The organism is Pseudoalteromonas sp. SR41-7 (assembly GCF_014163935.1).
In the GTDB taxonomy this organism is placed as follows: Bacteria; Pseudomonadota; Gammaproteobacteria; order Enterobacterales; family Alteromonadaceae; genus Pseudoalteromonas; species Pseudoalteromonas distincta.
This window is the reverse complement of the sequence record NZ_JACJEF010000010.1, coordinates 119,284-138,977: the sequence shown is the minus strand read 5'-3', so window position 1 is coordinate 138,977 and position 19,694 is coordinate 119,284. Positions and strand designations below refer to the sequence as shown.

Here is a 19,694-nt window from a genome sequence, read left to right as displayed (position 1 = left end):
TGGCTTAATTTTCTTCCAACTCGATGTTGATACCCAGTGAGCGGATTTCTTTCAACAATACGTTGAACGATTCTGGCATACCTGGTTCCATTTTATGGTTACCATCAACGATGTTTTTATACATCTTAGTACGACCGTTCACGTCATCCGATTTCACTGTTAGCATTTCTTGTAGAGTGTAAGCAGCACCGTAAGCTTCAAGTGCCCATACTTCCATCTCACCAAAACGCTGGCCACCGAACTGTGCTTTACCACCCAGCGGCTGCTGAGTAACAAGGCTGTAAGAACCAGTAGAACGTGCGTGCATCTTATCGTCAACCAAGTGGTTAAGTTTAAGCATGTACATGTAACCAACAGTTACTTGACGTTCAAACTGATCGCCAGTACGGCCATCATAAAGTGTAACCTGACCACTTCGAGGATATCCACCAAGCTCAAGCATGTCTTTGATTTCGCTTTCTTTCGCGCCATCAAATGCAGGAGTAGCTATTGGTAAACCACCTTTTAAGTTTTCAGCTAGACGACGAATTTCGTCATCAGTGAAGCTAGCAATGTCTACAACTTGGCGAGATTCACCAATTTCGTAAGCTTGCTTGATGAATTCACGTAGCTCATGAAGCTCACGTTGTTCTTTCATCATCTCTTCAATACGTTCACCGATACCACGTGCAGCAAGACCCATATGTGTTTCAAGGATCTGACCGATGTTCATACGCGATGGTACACCTAGTGGATTCAATACGATATCTACCGTACGACCTTTGTCATCGTAAGGCATATCTTCTACTGGTACGATAGTCGAGATAACACCTTTGTTACCGTGACGACCCGCCATTTTATCACCCGGTTGGATACGACGTTTAACAGCTAGGTATACTTTAACAATCTTAAGTACGCCTGGTGCTAAATCATCACCTTGGGTAATTTTACGACGTTTGTTTTCAAACTTTTTATCGTATTCAGCTTTAAGCTCATCGTACTGTGCAGCTAGTTGCTCAAGCTCAGCTTGCTTGTCTTCTTCAGCAAGGCTTTGCGTAAGTACTTTTTCAGCATTAAGAGATGCAAGTTTATCTTCATCAAAACCAGCAGCTATAAGTAGCTTGCGTGCACGGTCTAAAACGCCTGCTTCTAAAATACGGAACTCTTCGTTGAAGTCTTTCTTCGCTTCGCGAAGCTGCATGTCTTCAACTTCTAACGCACGTTTATCTTTTTCAACACCATCACGGGTGAAAACTTGCACGTCAATTACAGTACCAGTTACAGAGTTTGGTACGCGTAAAGAGCTGTCTTTAACGTCAGACGCTTTTTCGCCGAAGATAGCACGTAGTAGCTTCTCTTCAGGTGTAAGCTGTGTCTCGCCTTTAGGAGTCACTTTACCTACTAGGATATCGCCGCCTTTAACTTCAGCACCAATATATACAACGCCTGATTCATCAAGCTTGCCTAGCGCAGACTCACCCACATTCGGGATATCTGCAGTGATCTCTTCAGGACCTAATTTAGTATCACGGGCAACACACTGTAGTTCTTGAATATGGATAGTCGTTAGACGATCTTCTTCAACTACGCGCTCTGATAACAAGATTGAATCTTCGAAGTTGTAACCGTTCCATGGCATGAATGCCACGCGAAGGTTTTGACCAAGGGCTAAGTCACCTAAGTCAGTCGAAGGACCATCTGCTAACACGTCACCACGAGTAACCGGTTCGCCAACCATACAAGTTGGTTTTTGGTTAATACATGTATTTTGGTTAGAACGTGTGTATTTGGTTAAGTTGTAGATGTCGATGCCCGCTTCACCAGGGATGCGTTCTTCTTCATGTACATTTACAACGATGCGACTTGCGTCAGCATACATTACTTCACCACCACGTTTAGCAACGATAGTTACACCAGAGTCTTTCGCTAGTGTTAACTCAATACCAGTACCTACTAACGGTTTATCCGCTTTCAATGTTGGTACTGCTTGACGTTGCATGTTTGAACCCATCAATGCACGGTTAGCATCATCGTGTTCTAGGAACGGGATAAGTGCTGCCGCTACAGAGATCACCTGTTGTGGTGATACATCCATATACTGCTGGTCCATGCGACCCATAAAGGTAGATTCACCTTTGTGACGACATGGAATAAGTTCATCAACAAACTCATTGGTTTCAGTTAAGTTTGAGTTCGCCTGTGCGATAACAAACTGACCTTCTTCAATGGCTGATAAGTAATCAACTTCATCAGTTACAACACCATCTACCACTTTGCGGTAAGGTGTTTCTAAGAAACCGTAGTCATTTGTACGTGCGTACGTAGACAACGAGTTAATTAGACCGATGTTTGGACCCTCAGGAGTCTCGATTGGACATACGCGACCATAGTGAGTTACGTGAACGTCACGTACTTCAAAGCCTGCGCGTTCACGAGTTAGACCGCCCGGACCTAATGCAGAGATACGACGTTTATGCGTAACTTCTGATAGTGGGTTATTTTGGTCCATAAACTGTGATAACTGAGACGAGCCGAAGAACTCTTTAACCGCTGCCGAAATAGGCTTAGCGTTAATAAGATCTTGTGGCATTATCGCGTCAAGGTCACCTAAGCTTAAACGCTCACGTACAGCACGTTCAACACGTACTAGACCAACACGGAATTGGTTCTCAGCCATTTCGCCAACACTACGTATACGACGGTTGCCTAAGTGATCAATATCATCAACATCGCCTTGACCGTTACGAATAGCAATTAATACTTTCATAACAGACACGATGTCTTCTTTGCTTAATGTGCCTGGGCCTGTGTCTGTATCGTAACCAACACGGCTATTGAACTTCATACGACCTACAGTAGATAAGTCATAACGCTCTTCAGAGAAGAACAAGTTCTGGAATAAGGCTTCAGCCGCGTCTTTCGTCGGTGGCTCGCCTGGGCGCATCATGCGGTAAATTTCTACTAGTGCTTCTAAACGGCTGCTTGAAGAGTCAATGTTCAATGTATTTGACATGTAAGCACCGCTGTCCACTTCATTGATATATAACGTATCAATTTTAGTGTGACCGGCTTTAACCAATTCAGCCATTAGCTCTAGAGTTAGCTCGTCATTTGCATTTGCAATAACTTCACCAGTTGACTCATCAACATAGTTTTTAGCTACAATACGGCCAATGATGTACTCATGTGGTACTTCTAATTGCTTAATGCCTTTCTTCTCGATGCTCTTGATGTGGCGAGCCGTAACACGACGACCGCTTTCAACAAATACTTCACCGTCTTCGCTCTTGATATCAAAAGCGGCAGTTTCACCACGTAAACGCGAAGGTACAAGTTCCATAAGAACTTTACCATTCGTTACTTCAAACGTAGTGTTATCGAAGAACATATCTAGGATTTCTTCGCTAGAATACTCTAGTGCACGTAGGATGATAGACGCCGGTAATTTACGACGGCGGTCAATACGTACATATAAGTTATCTTTTGCATCAAATTCGAAGTCTAACCATGAACCACGGTAAGGTATAACGCGTGCGTTATATAATACTTTACCCGATGAATGGGTTTTACCGCGGTCGTTATCAAAGAATACACCAGGGCTACGGTGTAGCTGAGAAACGATAACACGCTCTGTACCATTGATTACAAAAGTACCGGTATCTGTCATGAGCGGAATTTCGCCCATGTAAACTTCTTGCTCTTTAATGTCTTTAACTGTGCCTGGTGCTTCTTTGTCCATAACAACAAGACGCAGTTTCACGCGAAGTGGAGCAGAATAAGTCACACCGCGAATTTGACATTCTTTTACATCGAAAACTGGCTCACCAATACGGTAACTTACGTATTGAAGCTCAGAATTTCCCGAGTAGCTTTTAATAGGGAACACAGAACGGAAGGCAGCTTCCAAACCATGATCGCCATCAGCGTCCGGCACTAAGAATTTTTTAAACGATTCTAACTGTGTAGACAGTAAAAAAGGTATATCCAAAACTTGTGGACGTTTACCAAAATCCTTACGGATACGTTTCTTTTCAGAATAAGAGTAAGCCATGGGGTTCCTCAGCTTGCTGATCTTTGACCCGACCTGTTCTTGTAAGAACAGACTTAACTGGCAGCTATGCCAAGATTTTACAACATTTAACTGTTGTTCTAATTAGATCCCACTTTAACACTAGCAAACTATAAAGCGTTGAAAGTAAAGAAAAAATCAGATTTTATTTGAACTAAAAGAGTGCATCACTCTATAGCGCAAAAAGGCCGGTGATTAAATAATCACCAGCCCTTGCCTGATTTCTCAGGCAGCGAACTTAGCAAAAGCTAAATTACTTAACCTCAACTTCAGCACCAGCTTCAGTAAGATCTTTTGCAAGTGCTTCAGCTTCTTCTTTAGATACACCTTCTTTAACAGGTGTAGGAGCAGCTTCAACAAGAGCTTTCGCTTCTTTAAGGCCAAGGCCAGTTGCGCTACGAACAGCTTTGATTGCAGAAACCTTGTTAGCGCCAGCGCCAGTAAGGATTACGTCAAATTCTGTTTTCTCTTCAGCAGCTTCAGCAGCTGGACCAGCTACCATTGCAGCTGCAGCAGTTACGCCGAATTTTTCTTCCATTGCTTCGATAAGAGCAACAACGTCCATTACTGACATTTCAGCAATTGCGTCAAGGATTTGGTCTTTAGATACAGACATTACAAATTTCCTAATAATTAACGGACATTAAGTCCAAATAAATTTTACACCGAAAGTGAGATTAAACAGCTTAAAATTAAGCAGCTTGCTCTTCTTTCTGTACACGTACTGCTTCAATTGTTTTACACAATTTGCCAGCAGACGCTTCTTTCATAGCACTCATTAAGCGTGCAACAGCTTCATCGTATGTAGGTAATGTAGCAAGCATTGCTGCATCAACAACATTTCCTTCAAAAGCGGCCGTTTTAAGCTCGAATTTCTCATTCTTTTTCGCGAAATCTGAAAAGATACGCGCAGCAGCACCTGGGTGCTCTGATGAGAAAGCGATTAAGCTTGGACCAACAAATGAATCAGAAAGACACTCAAAATCTGTTCCTTCAAGAGCACGTTTTGCTAAAGTGTTACGGACAACTTTCATCCAAACACCATTTGCACGAGCTTCTTTACGAAGGGCAGTGATTGCGCCAACTGTTACACCACGAGAATCTGCAACAACTGCAGATAGAGCACCATTGGCTGCTTCGTTGACTTCAGCAACTATTGCTTTTTTGCCTTGAAGATTTAAAGCCATGGGTGTTACTCCTGGTTTAATGGGGGTACCGATTATCGGATTCCCCTGTTCTACTCTTCCCTACCAAACAAGGTAGAGATGCTTTTTACGGCGAGAGCCAGAAGGATTAGGAAAAATCTATCTGGGGTCTACACCGTCTACGTAGGTGAATATTAAGGCCGAAGCCACCTACGGTCTTGGACGGAAGCCCAATTTATCGTTAACCCCAAAGGCTTAACGAAATTATGGACTTCAACCCGAATTCTTTACTTTGCAAATTAATCAACAAAATGGCGCGAAATTATAGTACAAATTTCACGCCATGTAAACACTCAATTAAGCAACAATAGTGCTTAAAGTGTTTTGGTCAACAGAAACACCTGCGCCCATTGTTGTAGAGATAGTTACTTTCTTCAAGTAAACACCTTTAGCTTGAGAAGGTTTAGCCTTCTTAAGCGCAACAATTAGAGCTTCAAGGTTTTGTTGTAACTGCTCTGCAGTGAAATCAACCTTACCAATAGTAGTATGGATGATGCCATTTTTGTCATTACGGTAACGTACTTGACCTGCTTTAGCATTTTTAACTGCTTCTGCAACGTTAGGCGTTACAGTACCAGTTTTAGGGTTTGGCATTAGACCACGTGGGCCTAAGATTTGACCTAGTTGACCAACAACACGCATAGCGTCTGGTGATGCAACAACAACGTCAAAGTTCATCTCGCCTTTTTTAACTAGTTCAGCAAGATCTTCCATACCTACTAATTCAGCACCGGCTTCTTTTGCAGCTTCTGCATTAGCGCCTTGTGTGAATACAGCAACACGAACGTCACGACCAGTACCGTTAGGTAGTACAGTAGCACCACGAACGTTTTGATCAGATTTACGAGCATCGATACCAAGGTTAACGGCAACGTCAACACTTTCTACGAATTTAGCTGTCGCTAACTCTTTTAAAAGAGCAACTGCTTCATTGATTTCGTAATCTTTAGTTACTTCCACTTTTTCGCGGATAGTACGCATACGTTTAGTTAATTTAGCCATTTCTTAGTCCTCTACGTTCAAGCCCATCGCACGCGCAGAACCTGCGATAGTGCGAACCGCTGCGTCCATATCGGCAGCTGTAAGGTCAGTTCGTTTTGTCTCAACAATTTCTTCAAGTTGAGCACGAGTTACTGTGCCTACTTTATCAGTGTTAGGACGGCCTGAGCCTGACTTGATACCAGCAGCTTTCTTAAGTAAGTAAGCAGCAGGTGGCGTTTTCATGTCGAACGTAAATGAACGGTCACCGTAAACAGAGATCACTACAGGAACTGGAGCGCCTTTTTCGATAGACTCTGTACGTGCGTTAAACGCTTTACAGAATTCCATGATGTTTACACCGTGTTGACCTAGTGCAGGACCTACTGGAGGACTAGGGTTAGCCATACCAGCGGCAACTTGTAGCTTGATTAGAGCTTCAACTTTTTTAGCCATTATAAATACCTCATTTGGTGGGTCTCAGCCTTGTGCGCGCGAGGACGCGTACTCTAACGGCTTCCCAGTTTAAAAATTGGTTTCGTACTTTTTGCACAGTAAAAAATAAATTTTACCTTAATACAAAAAGGCCGCTGATTATAAGTTAATCAGCGGCCTTTTTCAAGCTTCATGCCAAAATTTAAATAAAAATTAGCGAAGCTTTTTTAATCAATTACTTATCTTGCTCAACTTGACCGAATTCAAGCTCAACTGGCGTAGAACGACCAAAAATAAGTACAGATACTTTCACGCGGCTCTTTTCGTAGTCAACTTCTTCAACTACACCACTGAAATCTGCAAATGGACCATCTGTAACGCGTACAACTTCACCTGGTTCAAATAATGTAGCAGGTTTAGGTGCTTCAGCATTTTCTTGTAGGCGATTAAGAATGCGCTCAGCTTCTTTAGGGCTGATAGGAGCAGGACGATCAGACGTACCACCAATAAAGCCCATAACGCGCTCTGTGCTGTTCACTAAGTGCCAGCTTGCGTCATTCATATCCATTTGTACTAATACATAACCTGGGAAGAATTTACGCTCAGATTTACGCTTTTGGCCAGCGCGCATCTCAACAACTTCTTCAGTTGGTACTAATATCTCACCAAAGCTCGATTCTAGACCTTCGATTTTAATATGTTCAATTAACGTTTGAGCTACACGCTTTTCGTAACCAGAAAAGGCCTGTACTACATACCAACGTAACTTAATTTCTTTGTTCTCGTTCTCATCCGACATGGGATCAGATCTCCAATCCAGTTAAAAAGCCTACAGCGCGGAATAAAATGCCATCTAATCCCCAAAGGATAAGTGCCATAATCACTGTTGCAACCATTACAATTAATGTCGTGTGGGTAGTTTCTTGGCGCGTTGGCCAAATAACTTTGCGTACTTCAATTCGAGCTTCTTTAGCGAAAGCAAGAAAGTTACGTCCCTTAAATGTTTGCGAGGCAATTGCTAATCCGGCCGCTATTGCAACAACAACGCCAATAGCACGTAGTAATACAGATTGATCTGCATACATGTGATTACCAACAACTGCGCCTGCAAGTAGCGCGATTGCTACTAACCACTTTACTGACTCCATCGCACTTGATGGTGTTTCTACATTCGTGCTCATAATATTATTACCTTAACTACAGACACAACAACCCTACACTACGGCAGGGTTAATCCATTAAAATCTAAACTTAAAAACAGACTTAATTTAAACCGGTTTTTAATCTCAGACTACTCAAATAACAAGTAAAACTGGCAGGGGCGGAGAGATTCGAACTCCCAACCATCGGTTTTGGAGACCGCTGTTCTACCAATTGGAACTACGCCCCTGCAAAGTGGATGCCTATTATACTTACGCAGTTCATTAACACAAGCCTAAAAGATACCCACATTGGAAAATCTAATTAATTAATTACATTATTGTTTCAACTGCTAATAATTTAATCGGTTAGATAAACCTACAATCCAAAGATATTGATTATTTCCCTATGGTTTTATAAACGTCACTTAACAAGCTTGAAGCGCCAAACCTAAATGTATTTGCTTGCAAATAATCATCACCCATTATTGCGCGTGCTAGCGCTAAATAATCACTAGCATCGGCCACTGTTTTAACACCGCCGGCCGCTTTAAAGCCCACACGTTTATTTGAGTTTTTAATGGCTGTTAGCATAGTTTTTGTTGATTCAAGCGTGGCATTTACAGCTACTTTACCCGTACTGGTTTTTACAAAATCAGCACCGCCTTCAATTGCAAGCTCCGTGGCTTGAGTAATAAGCGCGTCGGTTTTTAGCTCGCCGCTTTCTATTATTACTTTAAGTTGCGCGCGCGACCCACACGCTTTTTTACTTTCGCTTACATAATTAAGTACAGTTTGAGCATCGCCCGCGATTAACTTTTTATAAGGAATAACCAAATCAATTTCGTCAGCGCCGCGCTCTATTGAAATAAGTGTTTCGTTAATTACATCACTCAGTGGTGCATCACCTGTTGGAAAGTTAGTGACTGTTGCGACTTTAACATGGTTAAGCTCACGCGCTGCGAGTGCTATTTTTGCATCATCAACAAAATCGCTATAAATACATACTGCGGCAGGCGTACCTAAGGTAGGATTTATGCTATCAACAAGTGCTTGAATGCTTTTGGTGATATCGCTGGTGTTTAAGCTTGTTAAATCCATCAGTGCGACTGCTAATGCGGCATCTTTTTGGTGTTGTGTCATTAGAGCTCCGTTGCTTATGTAATACCAATTTTATTAAAAACATGATCATTTTAGCGTATTAAATAACGCACTAACTAGGTTAAAAACTATTTATATAGAACAACTATGTATCATAATTTTAGCCTTGTTATTGAGCTATTTTCTCGTCGCTATAATAGATCACTAATTTAATGCAAATGGTATAAGTACAAAATTTGATATGCCTCCATATTAACAAATTAAACTAAACTCGCTATAGCTCATAACCAAACACTATAAGCTGGTTATTTTACTTGTAACTCCGCGCAATCCCTTGTTAACTAGCTCTTAGGCCTAAAAAGCCCACCTATTATAACTTTTGGTTATATCAACTTGGTTTTAATTATTTTTTACTTATTGATAGCCGCTATATTCTGCTTATCAGAATGAAGCGTTTTCTTATATTTGAATTTGTTTAGGGGTCTTATTAACGTGCAGTATTTACCTATCTTTACCAAACTCGACAACAAACCAGTATTGGTTGTTGGCGGTGGAGAGGTCGCATTACGCAAATGTCGCGCGTTTTTAAAAGCGAGAGCAAGCGTTACTTTAGTAGCGCCTTGGTTTTGCGACGAACTAAAAGAGCATGCACATAATAATGAAGTAACGCTTATTGATGCTTATTTTGATGAATCGCACCTTGATGGCAAAATGCTTGTTATTGCAGCAACCGACCGCGATGAAGTAAACAACAACGTATTTGAACTTGCCAATGCCCGCAATGTGTTTGTAAACGTGGTTGATGACCAACCTAAATGTACGTTTATATTTCCATCCATTGTTGACCGTGACCCAATTACGATTGCTATATCAAGTGCTGGCACAGCGCCCGTACTTGCACGTCGCTTACGCGAAAAGCTCGAAACTCTTATTCCACATCATATTGGCCCACTTGCAACACTTGTCGGTGGCTTTAGAGACAAAGTAAAAAAACGCTTTAAGCATTTTTCAGACCGCCGCCAATTTTGGGAAGGCGTGTTCGACTCATCTGTTGTGAGTAAAGTACAAACCGGCGATACCCAAGCCGCACAGCAGCAACTAGAGCAAATGCTAGATGCAAAAGCAGAACCTGAAGGCGAAGTATATGTAGTAGGTGCAGGCCCTGGCGATCCAGAGCTTTTAACACTTAAAGCACTGCAACTTATGCAACAAGCCGACGTCGTCGTTTATGACTTTTTAGTCTCTGACGAAATTATGGAACTAGTGCGCCGCGATGCTGACCTTATTTGTGTAGGTAAACGTTTGGGCGATCATAGTGTTGTTCAAGAAGATACCAACCAAATGCTGGTCGACCTTGCTAAACAAGGCAAAAAAGTGTGCCGCATTAAAGGTGGTGACCCGTTTATTTATGGCCGTGGTGGCGAAGAAGTACAAGTACTGGCTGCTAACAACGTAAATTATCAAATTGTTCCAGGTATTACAGCCGCTGCAGGTTGTAGTGCTTACGCGGGTATTCCGCTTACGCATCGCGACCATGCACAAGCCATTCAATTTGTAACTGGCCACTGTAAAAAAGACGGTCAAGAACTTGATTGGCAATCGCTGGCAAAAGCAAATCAAACGCTGGCTATTTACATGGGCGTAATTAAATCGCCGCACATACAAGGCGAGCTTTTAAAACATGGCCGCAAAGCCGACACCCCTGTTGCCATTATCGAAAACGGTACACGTAAAAATCAGCGTGTAGTAACAGGCCAATTAGGCGAACTTGCCGACTTAATTGAACGCAACAGCATTATATCGCCTGCGCTACTCATTATTGGTGAAGTAGCCGCCCTGCACTCGCAACTAGCGTGGTTTGGGAAGAACGAGCAAACAAGCAGCTTTGCACAGCCGCTAACAGATGTATCAAATACATAACCGAATTTTAAATTTGTAACTTTTAATCATTTTAGTAGGACGACTAACAATGGCTTTAACTCACCTTCAGCAACTTGAAGCTGAAAGTATCAAAATCATGCGCGAAGTCGCCGCTGAGTTTGAGAACCCAGTAATGCTTTACTCTATTGGTAAAGATTCGTCGGTACTTTTGCACTTAGCGCGTAAAGCATTTTACCCTGCAAAAATTCCGTTTCCGTTATTACACGTAGACACCAACTGGAAGTTTCGTGAAATGATCGAGTTTCGCGACCGTATAGCTAAAGAATATGGCTTTGATCTACTGGTACACAAAAATCCAGAAGGCATTGAAATGGGTGTAGGCCCGTTTACGCATGGCTCGGGTAAACATACCGACATAATGAAAACCCAAGGCTTAAAACAAGCGCTAGATAAATACGGCTTTGATGCTGCATTTGGTGGCGCACGCCGCGACGAAGAAAAGTCACGCGCAAAAGAGCGTGTTTATTCGTTCCGCGACAAACACCACCGTTGGGACCCTAAAAACCAACGCCCAGAGCTTTGGAATACCTACAACAGCCAAGTTAATCCGGGTGAGAGCATTCGTGTTTTCCCATTATCTAACTGGACTGAGCTTGATATTTGGCAATACATTTACCAAGAAAACATCGAAATGGTGCCATTGTACCTAGCCAAAGATCGCCCAGTAGTTGAGCGCGACGGTACTTTGATTATGGTTGACGATGAGCGTATGCCTCTTAATGAAGGTGAAGTACCGCAAATGAAATCTGTACGTTTTCGTACATTAGGCTGCTACCCACTTACCGGTGCAGTTGAATCAACAGCAAGTACTTTAACCGAAATCATCGAAGAAATGCTGCTATCTACGTCATCTGAACGTGAAGGTCGTGTTATTGACCATGATTCAGCCGGCTCAATGGAGAAGAAAAAACGTGAGGGGTATTTTTAATGTCTAGCCAAAATAACGATACATTTAACGAAGTAAAAGAAATAGGCATAGACGCCTACCTAGCACGCCAACAAGACAAAAGCTTATTACGCATGCTTACTTGTGGCAGCGTAGATGACGGTAAATCAACACTGATTGGCCGCCTACTGCACGACAGCCACCAAATTTATGAAGATCAGCTAGCAGCCCTTCATAAAGATAACGAAAAAGTAGGTAATGCAGGTGAAGATCTTGACCTTGCTTTATTAGTTGATGGCCTACAAGCTGAGCGTGAGCAAGGTATTACCATTGACGTAGCGTACCGTTACTTTTCAACGGCTAAGCGTAAATTTATTATTGCCGACACACCTGGGCACGAGCAATACACGCGCAACATGGTAACGGGCGCATCAACAAGCGATGTCGCCATTATTTTGGTTGATGCGCGTTACGGCGTACAAGTACAAACTAAGCGCCATAGCTTTATTTGTGACTCGCTGGGCATTAAACAGTTTGTTGTTGCCGTTAATAAAATGGATATCGTTGATTTTGACGAAACCGTGTATGAAAAAATTAAGGCCGATTACCTTAAATTTGCTGAGCAACTTAACGTATCAAACATTAAGTTTGTGCCTATGTCGGCGCTTAAAGGCGACAACGTAGTAACACGCTCTGCACATACACCGTATTACACCGACAAGCCGCTACTAGAATTACTAGAAGATTCGCCAGCAGCCGAAACAGATACAGGCTTTGAAGCGCGCCTACCGGTGCAATATGTCGTGCGTCCTAACTTAAACTTCCGTGGTTTTCAGGGCACACTTACATCGGGCAAGATGCATGTAGGCGATGCTATAAAAGTATTACCGTCGGGTAAAACATCAAGCATTAAAGAAATTGTTACCTTTGATGGCAACCTAGACAGCGCAGAAGCAGGCCAAGCAATTACCGTTACCCTAAATAACGAGATTGATATTAGCCGAGGGGATGTAATCGTACCTGCAAATTCAACGGCCGCTGTTACTAACCAGCTGCAAGCTAAAATTGTGTGGATGCATGAATCGCCATTAGTGTTAGGTAAAAGCTATAACCTAAAACTAGGTAGCAAAAACACCTCAGCTATTGTTAAAAATATTGACTACACAATTGATGTAAACACGCTTGAGCACGGCACTAGCGACTCATTACAGCTAAACGAAATTGCGATTGTAACGCTTGAACTAACCGAAACTATTTTGGCAGACGAGTACCACAGCAATCACGAAACAGGCTCGTTTATCCTAATCGATCGCTTATCAAACCTAACAGTTGCTGCCGGTATGATTGAGCAAGTACTGCAAAGCCAAGCACAGCAAAGTAACTTTAGCGAATTTGAAGTTGAATTTAACAGCTTAGTACGCAAGCACTTTCCGCATTGGCAAGCGCTTGATATTTCTAAGTTATAAGTTAACTTTAGCCTGTTAGGAAATTAAAAGCATGGTAGAACAGCTCGTTTTAACAGGCATTATGCTTACCTTAGTCGGGTGCCTTTTTGGCACCCGTATTAATCCAGCATGGTTATTTGTAAGCGCTATTGGCACCAGCTACTTAGCAGGGCTAATCGATCTTGAAAGTATGTTAGTTAACTACGCTAACCCGTCGCTTATCACTTTAGTACTATTGGTGTTAGTGTCGACCGCAATAGAAAAAACCACCCTAATTCAAAAGTTAGCGCAATCGCTATCTAAAGGTAGTTTAGTAAAATCGGTAACAAAATTGGGGTTATCAACCGCCTTTTTATCGTCGTTCACTAACAATACCGCCGTTGTTGCATCGCTTATTACAGCGATAAAAGACAATCCTAATCACTCCCCTTCAAAGCTATTATTACCGCTGTCGTACACTGCTATTTTGGGCGGCACTATTACGCTTATTGGTACATCAACCAACTTAATCGTTAATGGCTTTGCAGTAGATGCGGGCATGGAACCGCTGGGCTTTTTTGACTTTACCTTAGTAGGTTTAGGCGCGCTAAGCGTAGGCCTAATTACCATTTTAGTAATGCTTAAATACTTACCCGACAACGGTAAAAGCGACCAAGAAGTCGTGCCTTTTTACCTAGAAGGTAAAGTACAAGCAAGCTCAAAATTAATAGGCCAAACCGTAGAAGAAAACGGCCTACGTGATTTAAAAGACTTATTCCTTGCTGAAATTATTCGCGACGGGAGCCGCATTTGCGCAGTCACTCCACAGCAAGTTATTCAAAAAGACGACGTGCTGCTGTTTGTAGGTGACATAAAATCGGTGCCATTACTTACCCGTTTCGACGGTTTAAAAGTAGTGCACGAGAATCATCAAAAAGACATAGAACACTTAGTAGAAGTAGTTGTAAGTCAATCTTCAAAATTTATTGGTAAAACCGTAAAAGAAGCCCGCTTTAGAGAGCAGTTTCATGCTGCTGTTATTGCTATTCGCCGTGGACACGACCGCTTACAGGGCGGCCTTGGGCAAGTGCAATTACAAGCTGGCGACTCACTTATACTCGCACCAGGCAAAAACTTTTACACTTTGCCTAATTTAAAGCGCGAATTTGTGTATATTTCAGGGTTTGACTTACAAGCCCACCTTGCACCTGAGCAATCAAATATTGTGCTACTAAGCTTTGCCGCAGTACTGGGTTTAAGCATTATTGGCATAGTGCCGCTGGTTAAAGGCTTATTAGTATTACTGATTGGCTTAATGCTCAGCGGCACCATAAAACTTAACGAAGTAAAACGCCGTTTTCCTATCGAGTTACTCGTAGTTGTAGGTAGCGCCATTGGCCTTGCTAAATTAATGATAGGCACCGGACTTGCCGGGCAAATATCCGACGCCATGTTTATGGTACTTGGGGATTTTGGCCCGTACGGCGCGTTTATAGCTATATTTTTAATGACCGTATTATTTACCGAGCTTATAACTAACAACGCAGCTGCTGCCTTATCTTTCCCTGTTGCTTACTCGCTCGCGGTTGGTTTTAATGTAGACCCACTACCGTTTATTATGGCGGTTGCCTTTGGCGCATCAGCCAGCTTTATATCGCCATTTGGGTATCAAACTAACCTAATGGTTTATAGCGCGGGTAACTATCGCTTAAAAGATTACATAGTAATGGGCTTACCCCTTTCTATTATTTATTCAATCACGGTATTAACCCTGATCCCGCTGGTATTTCCGTTTTAATACCTGCGCTCACAGCATAAGAGACTCTCACTATGGATGAAAATATAGTTTGGCATAACTACGCAACTACAAAAGCACAGCGTAGTGAGCAAAAAAAACATAAGCCCGCTATTTTATGGTTTACCGGCTTTTCAGGCTCTGGCAAAAGCACCGTAGCAAACGCACTAGAAGCGGCGCTTAATCAGCAAGGTACGCACACTTACCTGCTCGATGGCGACAACGTACGCCACGGTTTGTGTAAAGATCTAGGCTTTAGCGACGAAGACCGCATTGAAAACATACGCCGCGTAGGCGAAACCGCAAAACTAATGACCGACGCTGGCTTGTTAGTACTTACTGCGTTTATATCGCCTTTTAGAGCAGAACGCGACATGGTGCGTAACTTAGTAGACGAAGGCGAATTTATCGAAGTATTTATCGATACCCCACTGGATGTATGCGAAAGCCGCGATCCAAAAGGGTTATACAAAAAAGCCCGCGCTGGAGAGATAAAACACTTCACTGGTATCGACTCAAGCTACGAAGTGCCAAACAATCCAGAAATAATTTTAGATACAAGTAAAAACACCCTAGACCAATCGGTTACACAACTGATAACGTATCTAAAACAAAAGCACATAATATAGGTTAACCCCATGAATCAAACCGAACTGCTAGAAGAAACCCTCATCCTTGCCCGCAAAGCAGGCCAAGCGATAATGGGAATTTACGAAAAGGATTTTAACGTTGAGTACAAAGCCGATGAAAGCCCCGTAACCGACGCCGATTTAGCAGCTCATAAACTGATTGTGGCAGGGCTTCAACAGCTCACACCTGATATTCCAATACTTAGTGAAGAAAACGCCGACATAAGCTGGGATGTACGCCAAACGTGGAAAAGCTACTGGTTAGTTGACCCAATCGACGGCACTAAAGAATTTATTAAAAAGAACGGTGAATTTACCGTAAACATCGCCCTAATTAAAAACGGCATTCCTATTTTAGCCGTAGTAGATGCACCTGCCCTTGGCGTATCGTACTTAGCCGCCGAAGCCATTGGCGCATTTAAAGATAAAGGCGATGAGCGAATTGAGCTTAAGGTAACTACCAAACCTAACAAAGGGTTAATTCGAGTTGTAGGCAGCCGCTCGCACCCATCACCCGATTTAGCCGAGTTTGTGAAACGCTTTGATGAGGTTGAAATGGTGTCTAAAGGCAGCTCACTAAAACTGTGTTTAGTCGCTGAGGGCAGCGCCGATATTTACCCGCGCTTAGGTCCAACTTGCGAATGGGATACAGGCGCAGGCCACGCCATCGCCGAAATAGCCGGTGCAAAAGTCACTAAGCTTGATGGCAGCCCGCTTATTTATAACACCAAAGATGAATACTTAAATCCGTATTTTATTGTAAGTGCGATAGAAGAGTAAGGTAGTTTTTAGTGGTTAGCTATCGGTTGTTAAAAAGACAAGTGATAGCTTTAACTCTTTGATGTTACCAGTTGATGTCTAGCAAACGGTGAAAAAACATGCCTAATTTATTACTTGCTAGGTTTTAAGTACATCATACTACCTTTAAATACATCAAATAACTCACAATGAAACTTTTGAAGACTATCAATTAGCTCCTCAATTTCCCTTAGATTACGAGTAAACTCGGGATTTGATTCTTGCGTACCAGGTAATGAATTAATTTGCATTAAGTTTAGCCAGGCTGATGCATCAGAGTCTACTTGAAATAACCAATCGGTCACAATACCGTCAAAATAAAAATCAGCTAGGGCGAGTGCCTCTTGAAGCTCTTCGTACAACTTATCATCGACCACATGATTTATATCAACACTACGCAAAAACCTTTTTACAACTATATAAATATGCAATTTATTTGAGTTACTTTCACGCTTCTCTTTATCAACATTAAGCTTCCACTGCTGGTATGCAATAAAGCCTACTGAGATGGCAATTACAGGGCTTAATAAAGCCGAAAAGGTATCAATAACTTGCCTAGCAGTACTTAACGCTTCCAATTTAAATTCCTTTTAAGTTAACCCATTTAGATCTTTTTTAAGTTTTGTAAGTCAAAAAAGAAAGGCCTATCCCTATTTTATCTACAACCCTTAAAGATTTTGCTGGGCGATAAAAGCAAGCGAGTGCTGATTGAATAAGTCAGGACGTTCCACATTACAAACATGGCCACAATGGTGAATAGTTTGCAGTACGCTATTTTTATGACGCTTAACCATTTCTTTAACAGGGCCAAGGAACATATGATCTTCCTTACCCATAATATAAAGAATGGGAATATCAATGTCTTTTTCTTTGAAGTATTGCATTAAAGGATTTACGTCCATGGCTAATTTAAACCATTTTATAAACTCTTTTTGGCACAAGCGTTTTGCTTCACGAACAAACAAAAGTCGAGATTCTTTATGACGCTTTTTCGGCATCATAATAAAAGCAAATAAACGATACAGCCACATATAAGGCAAGAAGTGTTTAAAAGTATTACCTAAATAAACCAATGTATTACTGCGCGTATTAAAACGAGTAACCGCTCCACCTAGCACCATGCTAGAAACATATTGCGGCGCAATTTCAGCAATATTTCGAATGAGTATTGTGCCCAATGAAATACCAACAAAGTGTGCGCTGGTGATATTGTTATGATCTAACACATCAATGATGTCTTTAGAGACATTATTAAATGAATAATTATTATCAACAAAGTTTTGTACTAAGTTATTCGATTTACCGTGACCACGAAGATCTAGCAACAACACATTATATTCTTTTTTATAGGCTTTAAGCTGACGAAACCAAATTGCCGAGCTACCACCTGCTCCATGGACAAATACAACCCATGTTTTACTGGTTTCGTGCGCAAAAGTAGTATGGAAGAGAATCTCTTTGCTCATTGCAGTTAGTGGCCTATTTACTTCGTTTGGCATATTCAATTACAGGAAGTATAACGGAGTTTAATAAAAATCTCTTATGAAGTTCAGATCAATGGCTTCTACTTAACAGCTTTTCGCTGCAGATTCTGATTTTTAAATGAAAGCCAATAAAATGACCTTCCTCTATTTTTACGTTATGAAAACCGCCTACCTCGCCTTTGTTGCTCGCGTGACACTATAGCGTGTTGGGTTTCGCTGCGCTCAAACCAACCTACTTTAAAATTATAATGTGGTGCTGCCGCTTAAGGGTTTGCTCACTTTTACACCGCTGTTTCGTATTCATGACACTTACCCTTCAATTTGGTCTAATTAATTAGTCTACAAATCCTCTCAAAACATGAAATTTTTAGCTAAAAACTATATTCTTGCGCGCGATTATTATTTAAATAATGGATAAACACACACATGACAACATCTCAAGATGCAACGCTTTCAAATGCATCAACAACAGGTGCACACACACCTTCAAACACACCCACTTCTAAATGGAATCTGCACGATACGCAGTGGACTTTAAGCCTTTTTGGTACCGCCGTTGGTGCGGGTATTTTATTTTTACCTATTAATATTGGCATTGGCGGTTTTTGGCCGTTAATTATTTTGGCATGCTTAGCATTTCCAATGACCTTTTGTGCACACCGTGGATTAGCGCGTTTTGTACTTTCATCAAAAAATAAAGATGCCGATTTTACCGATGTAGTTGAAGAGCACTTCGGTGTGACTGCGGGCCGGTTAATTTCCTTGTTGTACTTTTTATCTATATTCCCAATTTTGCTTATTTACGGTGTGGGCTTAACCAATACCGTTGATAGCTTTATGGTTAATCAAATGGGGATGGAATCACCTTCTCGCGTGTTGCTTTCGGGTGTATTAGTTGCAGGTATGATTAGCTTAATGATGGGCGGCGAGCGCTTAATGCTGCGTGCCTTTGCTATTTTAGTTTACCCGCTTGTGGGTATATTGTTCTTTTTATCACTTTATTTAATCCCAAGCTGGCAAATGCCAGATATGACAATGCCTGAAATGGGCAGCTTTGGAAAAACGTTGTGGTTATCGATTCCTATTATTGTGTTTTCGTTTAGCCACGCAGCGGCTATCTCAAGCTTTGTAAACGTGCAACGCGGTCACTACGGTGAACAAGCTACACATAAGTCTGAGGCGATTTTAAAGCGCACTAGCTTACTACTTATTACCTTTGTACTGTTATTTGTGTTCTCTTGCGTGCTGTCGCTTACAGGCGAGCAAATGGCAGCGGCTAAAGCCGCTAACGTATCGGTTTTATCCTACCTTGCTAATATTACTGATAACTCGTTTATTGCCACACTTGGGCCGCTTGTTGCCTTTATTGCTATTACATCGTCGTTTTTGGGTCACTTTTTAGGGGCGCGTGAGAGCTTTACGGGTTTAGTAACTAAACAAACAAGCTTAAGCGCAAAAGCGGCTGATAAAATTGGTGTGTTAATTATGTTTTTAGCTATTTGGTTTTGCGCTGTTAAAAACCCAAGTATTTTAGACATGATGGATCAGTTATCGGGCCCTATCATCGCGATGATTTTATTCATCATGCCAATGATTGCAGTTTATAAAGTGCCTGCACTTCATAAATACCGCAACCGTTTAAGCACGCTATTTATATTATCGGTTGGCTCACTTGCTGTATTTGCACTTATTTACAGCATGATTAATTAATACGCTATATATTCAAAAGCCCAGCTAATTTAATTAGCTGGGCTTTTTTGTTTGTACGCTTTGTCTCAAATTATTTTTTTATAGTGTGGGTTCTGGCATGTTAAGTACAAATTAGCCTAAA

The 19,694-nt window shown here is 41.7% G+C and carries 17 protein-coding genes and 1 tRNA gene; 7 read left to right on the top strand and 11 right to left on the bottom strand.

Translation table 11 applies throughout. The annotated features are described in order from the left end of the window. Positions 1–4: 4 nt before the first annotated feature. From rpoB to deoC, 9 genes are all read right to left on the bottom strand, one after another. Complete coding sequence (gene rpoB / locus H5092_RS14510; protein WP_138488388.1) at positions 5–4,030, bottom strand: DNA-directed RNA polymerase subunit beta; 4,026 nt, start codon at positions 4,028–4,030, stop codon at positions 5–7. 271 nt (positions 4,031–4,301) lie between these two features. Then, positions 4,302–4,664, bottom strand: a complete 363-nt coding sequence (gene rplL / locus H5092_RS14505; protein WP_002958882.1) for a 50S ribosomal protein L7/L12 — start codon at positions 4,662–4,664, stop codon at positions 4,302–4,304. A gap of 76 nt (positions 4,665–4,740) precedes the next feature. Continuing rightward, on the bottom strand, positions 4,741–5,235 hold the full coding sequence (gene rplJ, locus H5092_RS14500; protein WP_002958881.1) for a 50S ribosomal protein L10: 495 nt from the start codon (positions 5,233–5,235) through the stop codon (positions 4,741–4,743). Between the two features lie 315 nt (positions 5,236–5,550). Next, positions 5,551–6,255 carry a 50S ribosomal protein L1 gene (rplA, locus tag H5092_RS14495; protein ID WP_002958880.1) on the bottom strand — a complete coding sequence of 235 codons (705 nt, stop codon included), beginning with the start codon at positions 6,253–6,255 and terminating at the stop codon, positions 5,551–5,553. 3 nt (positions 6,256–6,258) lie between these two features. Continuing rightward, positions 6,259–6,687, bottom strand: coding sequence for a 50S ribosomal protein L11 (rplK, locus tag H5092_RS14490; RefSeq protein WP_002958879.1), 429 nt, complete (start codon positions 6,685–6,687; stop codon positions 6,259–6,261). Between the two features lie 214 nt (positions 6,688–6,901). Further along, positions 6,902–7,465 (bottom strand): transcription termination/antitermination protein NusG, encoded by a 564-nt coding sequence (gene nusG, locus H5092_RS14485; protein ID WP_002958878.1) that lies wholly within the window; start codon positions 7,463–7,465, stop codon positions 6,902–6,904. A 4-nt stretch (positions 7,466–7,469) separates the two neighbouring features. Then, positions 7,470–7,847 (bottom strand): preprotein translocase subunit SecE, encoded by a 378-nt coding sequence (gene secE, locus H5092_RS14480; RefSeq protein ID WP_002958877.1) that lies wholly within the window; start codon positions 7,845–7,847, stop codon positions 7,470–7,472. A gap of 132 nt (positions 7,848–7,979) precedes the next feature. Then, a tRNA-Trp gene (locus H5092_RS14475) sits at positions 7,980–8,056 on the bottom strand. 148 nt (positions 8,057–8,204) lie between these two features. Next, on the bottom strand, positions 8,205–8,948 hold the full coding sequence (deoC, locus tag H5092_RS14470; protein WP_182733792.1) for a deoxyribose-phosphate aldolase: 744 nt from the start codon (positions 8,946–8,948) through the stop codon (positions 8,205–8,207). Between the two features lie 450 nt (positions 8,949–9,398). On the opposite strand from deoC, the gene cysG reads away from it, so the two are divergent. Genes cysG through cysQ form a run of 6 tightly spaced genes read left to right on the top strand, consistent with a single transcriptional unit; the run spans position 9,399 to position 16,361 of the window. Further along, entirely contained in the window at positions 9,399–10,826 is a 1,428-nt protein-coding gene (gene cysG, locus H5092_RS14465; RefSeq protein ID WP_002958874.1) for a siroheme synthase CysG, read from the top strand. Between the two features lie 49 nt (positions 10,827–10,875). Next, positions 10,876–11,775, top strand: a complete 900-nt coding sequence (cysD, locus tag H5092_RS14460; RefSeq protein ID WP_002958873.1) for a sulfate adenylyltransferase subunit CysD — start codon at positions 10,876–10,878, stop codon at positions 11,773–11,775. After that, the gene (cysN, locus tag H5092_RS14455; protein WP_182733791.1) at positions 11,775–13,199 is read left to right on the top strand and encodes a sulfate adenylyltransferase subunit CysN; all 1,425 of its coding nucleotides are present in this window, start codon (positions 11,775–11,777) and stop codon (positions 13,197–13,199) included. Before cysD ends, cysN begins: the two co-directional genes overlap by 1 nt. Positions 13,200–13,230: 31 nt before the next feature. Next, positions 13,231–14,955 (top strand): SLC13 family permease, encoded by a 1,725-nt coding sequence (locus tag H5092_RS14450; protein ID WP_182733790.1) that lies wholly within the window; start codon positions 13,231–13,233, stop codon positions 14,953–14,955. 32 nt (positions 14,956–14,987) lie between these two features. After that, positions 14,988–15,581 (top strand): adenylyl-sulfate kinase, encoded by a 594-nt coding sequence (cysC, locus tag H5092_RS14445; RefSeq protein ID WP_002958870.1) that lies wholly within the window; start codon positions 14,988–14,990, stop codon positions 15,579–15,581. Positions 15,582–15,590: 9 nt separating this feature from the next. Next, positions 15,591–16,361 (top strand): 3'(2'),5'-bisphosphate nucleotidase CysQ, encoded by a 771-nt coding sequence (cysQ, locus tag H5092_RS14440; protein ID WP_024589584.1) that lies wholly within the window; start codon positions 15,591–15,593, stop codon positions 16,359–16,361. A gap of 110 nt (positions 16,362–16,471) precedes the next feature. On the opposite strand, the gene H5092_RS14435 is transcribed toward cysQ, so the two are convergent. Together H5092_RS14435 and H5092_RS14430 are read right to left on the bottom strand one after the other, a co-directional pair. Continuing rightward, the gene (locus H5092_RS14435; RefSeq protein ID WP_182733789.1) at positions 16,472–16,957 is read right to left on the bottom strand and encodes a hypothetical protein; all 486 of its coding nucleotides are present in this window, start codon (positions 16,955–16,957) and stop codon (positions 16,472–16,474) included. A gap of 90 nt (positions 16,958–17,047) precedes the next feature. Continuing rightward, positions 17,048–17,845 carry an alpha/beta fold hydrolase gene (locus tag H5092_RS14430; protein WP_182733788.1) on the bottom strand — a complete coding sequence of 266 codons (798 nt, stop codon included), beginning with the start codon at positions 17,843–17,845 and terminating at the stop codon, positions 17,048–17,050. A 444-nt stretch (positions 17,846–18,289) separates the two neighbouring features. Between H5092_RS14430 and H5092_RS14425 the strand changes: the two genes are divergently transcribed. Further along, positions 18,290–19,573, top strand: a complete 1,284-nt coding sequence (locus H5092_RS14425) for an aromatic amino acid transport family protein (protein ID WP_182733787.1) — start codon at positions 18,290–18,292, stop codon at positions 19,571–19,573. Positions 19,574–19,694: the final 121 nt, after the last annotated feature.

Excerpts from the sequence above, each read along its gene's own strand:
- rpoB (WP_138488388.1), bottom strand. The coding sequence starts at position 4,030 with ATGGCTTACTCTTATTCTGAAAAGAAACGTATCCGTAAGGATTTTGGT.
- rplL (WP_002958882.1), bottom strand. The coding sequence starts at position 4,664 with ATGTCTGTATCTAAAGACCAAATCCTTGACGCAATTGCTGAAATGTCA.
- rplJ (WP_002958881.1), bottom strand. The coding sequence starts at position 5,235 with ATGGCTTTAAATCTTCAAGGCAAAAAAGCAATAGTTGCTGAAGTCAAC.
- rplA (WP_002958880.1), bottom strand. The coding sequence starts at position 6,255 with ATGGCTAAATTAACTAAACGTATGCGTACTATCCGCGAAAAAGTGGAA.
- rplK (WP_002958879.1), bottom strand. The coding sequence starts at position 6,687 with ATGGCTAAAAAAGTTGAAGCTCTAATCAAGCTACAAGTTGCCGCTGGT.
- nusG (WP_002958878.1), bottom strand. The coding sequence starts at position 7,465 with ATGTCGGATGAGAACGAGAACAAAGAAATTAAGTTACGTTGGTATGTA.
- secE (WP_002958877.1), bottom strand. The coding sequence starts at position 7,847 with ATGAGCACGAATGTAGAAACACCATCAAGTGCGATGGAGTCAGTAAAG.
- deoC (WP_182733792.1), bottom strand. The coding sequence starts at position 8,948 with ATGACACAACACCAAAAAGATGCCGCATTAGCAGTCGCACTGATGGAT.
- cysD (WP_002958873.1), top strand. The coding sequence starts at position 10,876 with ATGGCTTTAACTCACCTTCAGCAACTTGAAGCTGAAAGTATCAAAATC.
- cysN (WP_182733791.1), top strand. The coding sequence starts at position 11,775 with ATGTCTAGCCAAAATAACGATACATTTAACGAAGTAAAAGAAATAGGC.
- H5092_RS14450 (WP_182733790.1), top strand. The coding sequence starts at position 13,231 with ATGGTAGAACAGCTCGTTTTAACAGGCATTATGCTTACCTTAGTCGGG.
- cysC (WP_002958870.1), top strand. The coding sequence starts at position 14,988 with ATGGATGAAAATATAGTTTGGCATAACTACGCAACTACAAAAGCACAG.
- cysQ (WP_024589584.1), top strand. The coding sequence starts at position 15,591 with ATGAATCAAACCGAACTGCTAGAAGAAACCCTCATCCTTGCCCGCAAA.
- H5092_RS14430 (WP_182733788.1), bottom strand. The coding sequence starts at position 17,845 with ATGAGCAAAGAGATTCTCTTCCATACTACTTTTGCGCACGAAACCAGT.
- H5092_RS14425 (WP_182733787.1), top strand. The coding sequence starts at position 18,290 with ATGACAACATCTCAAGATGCAACGCTTTCAAATGCATCAACAACAGGT.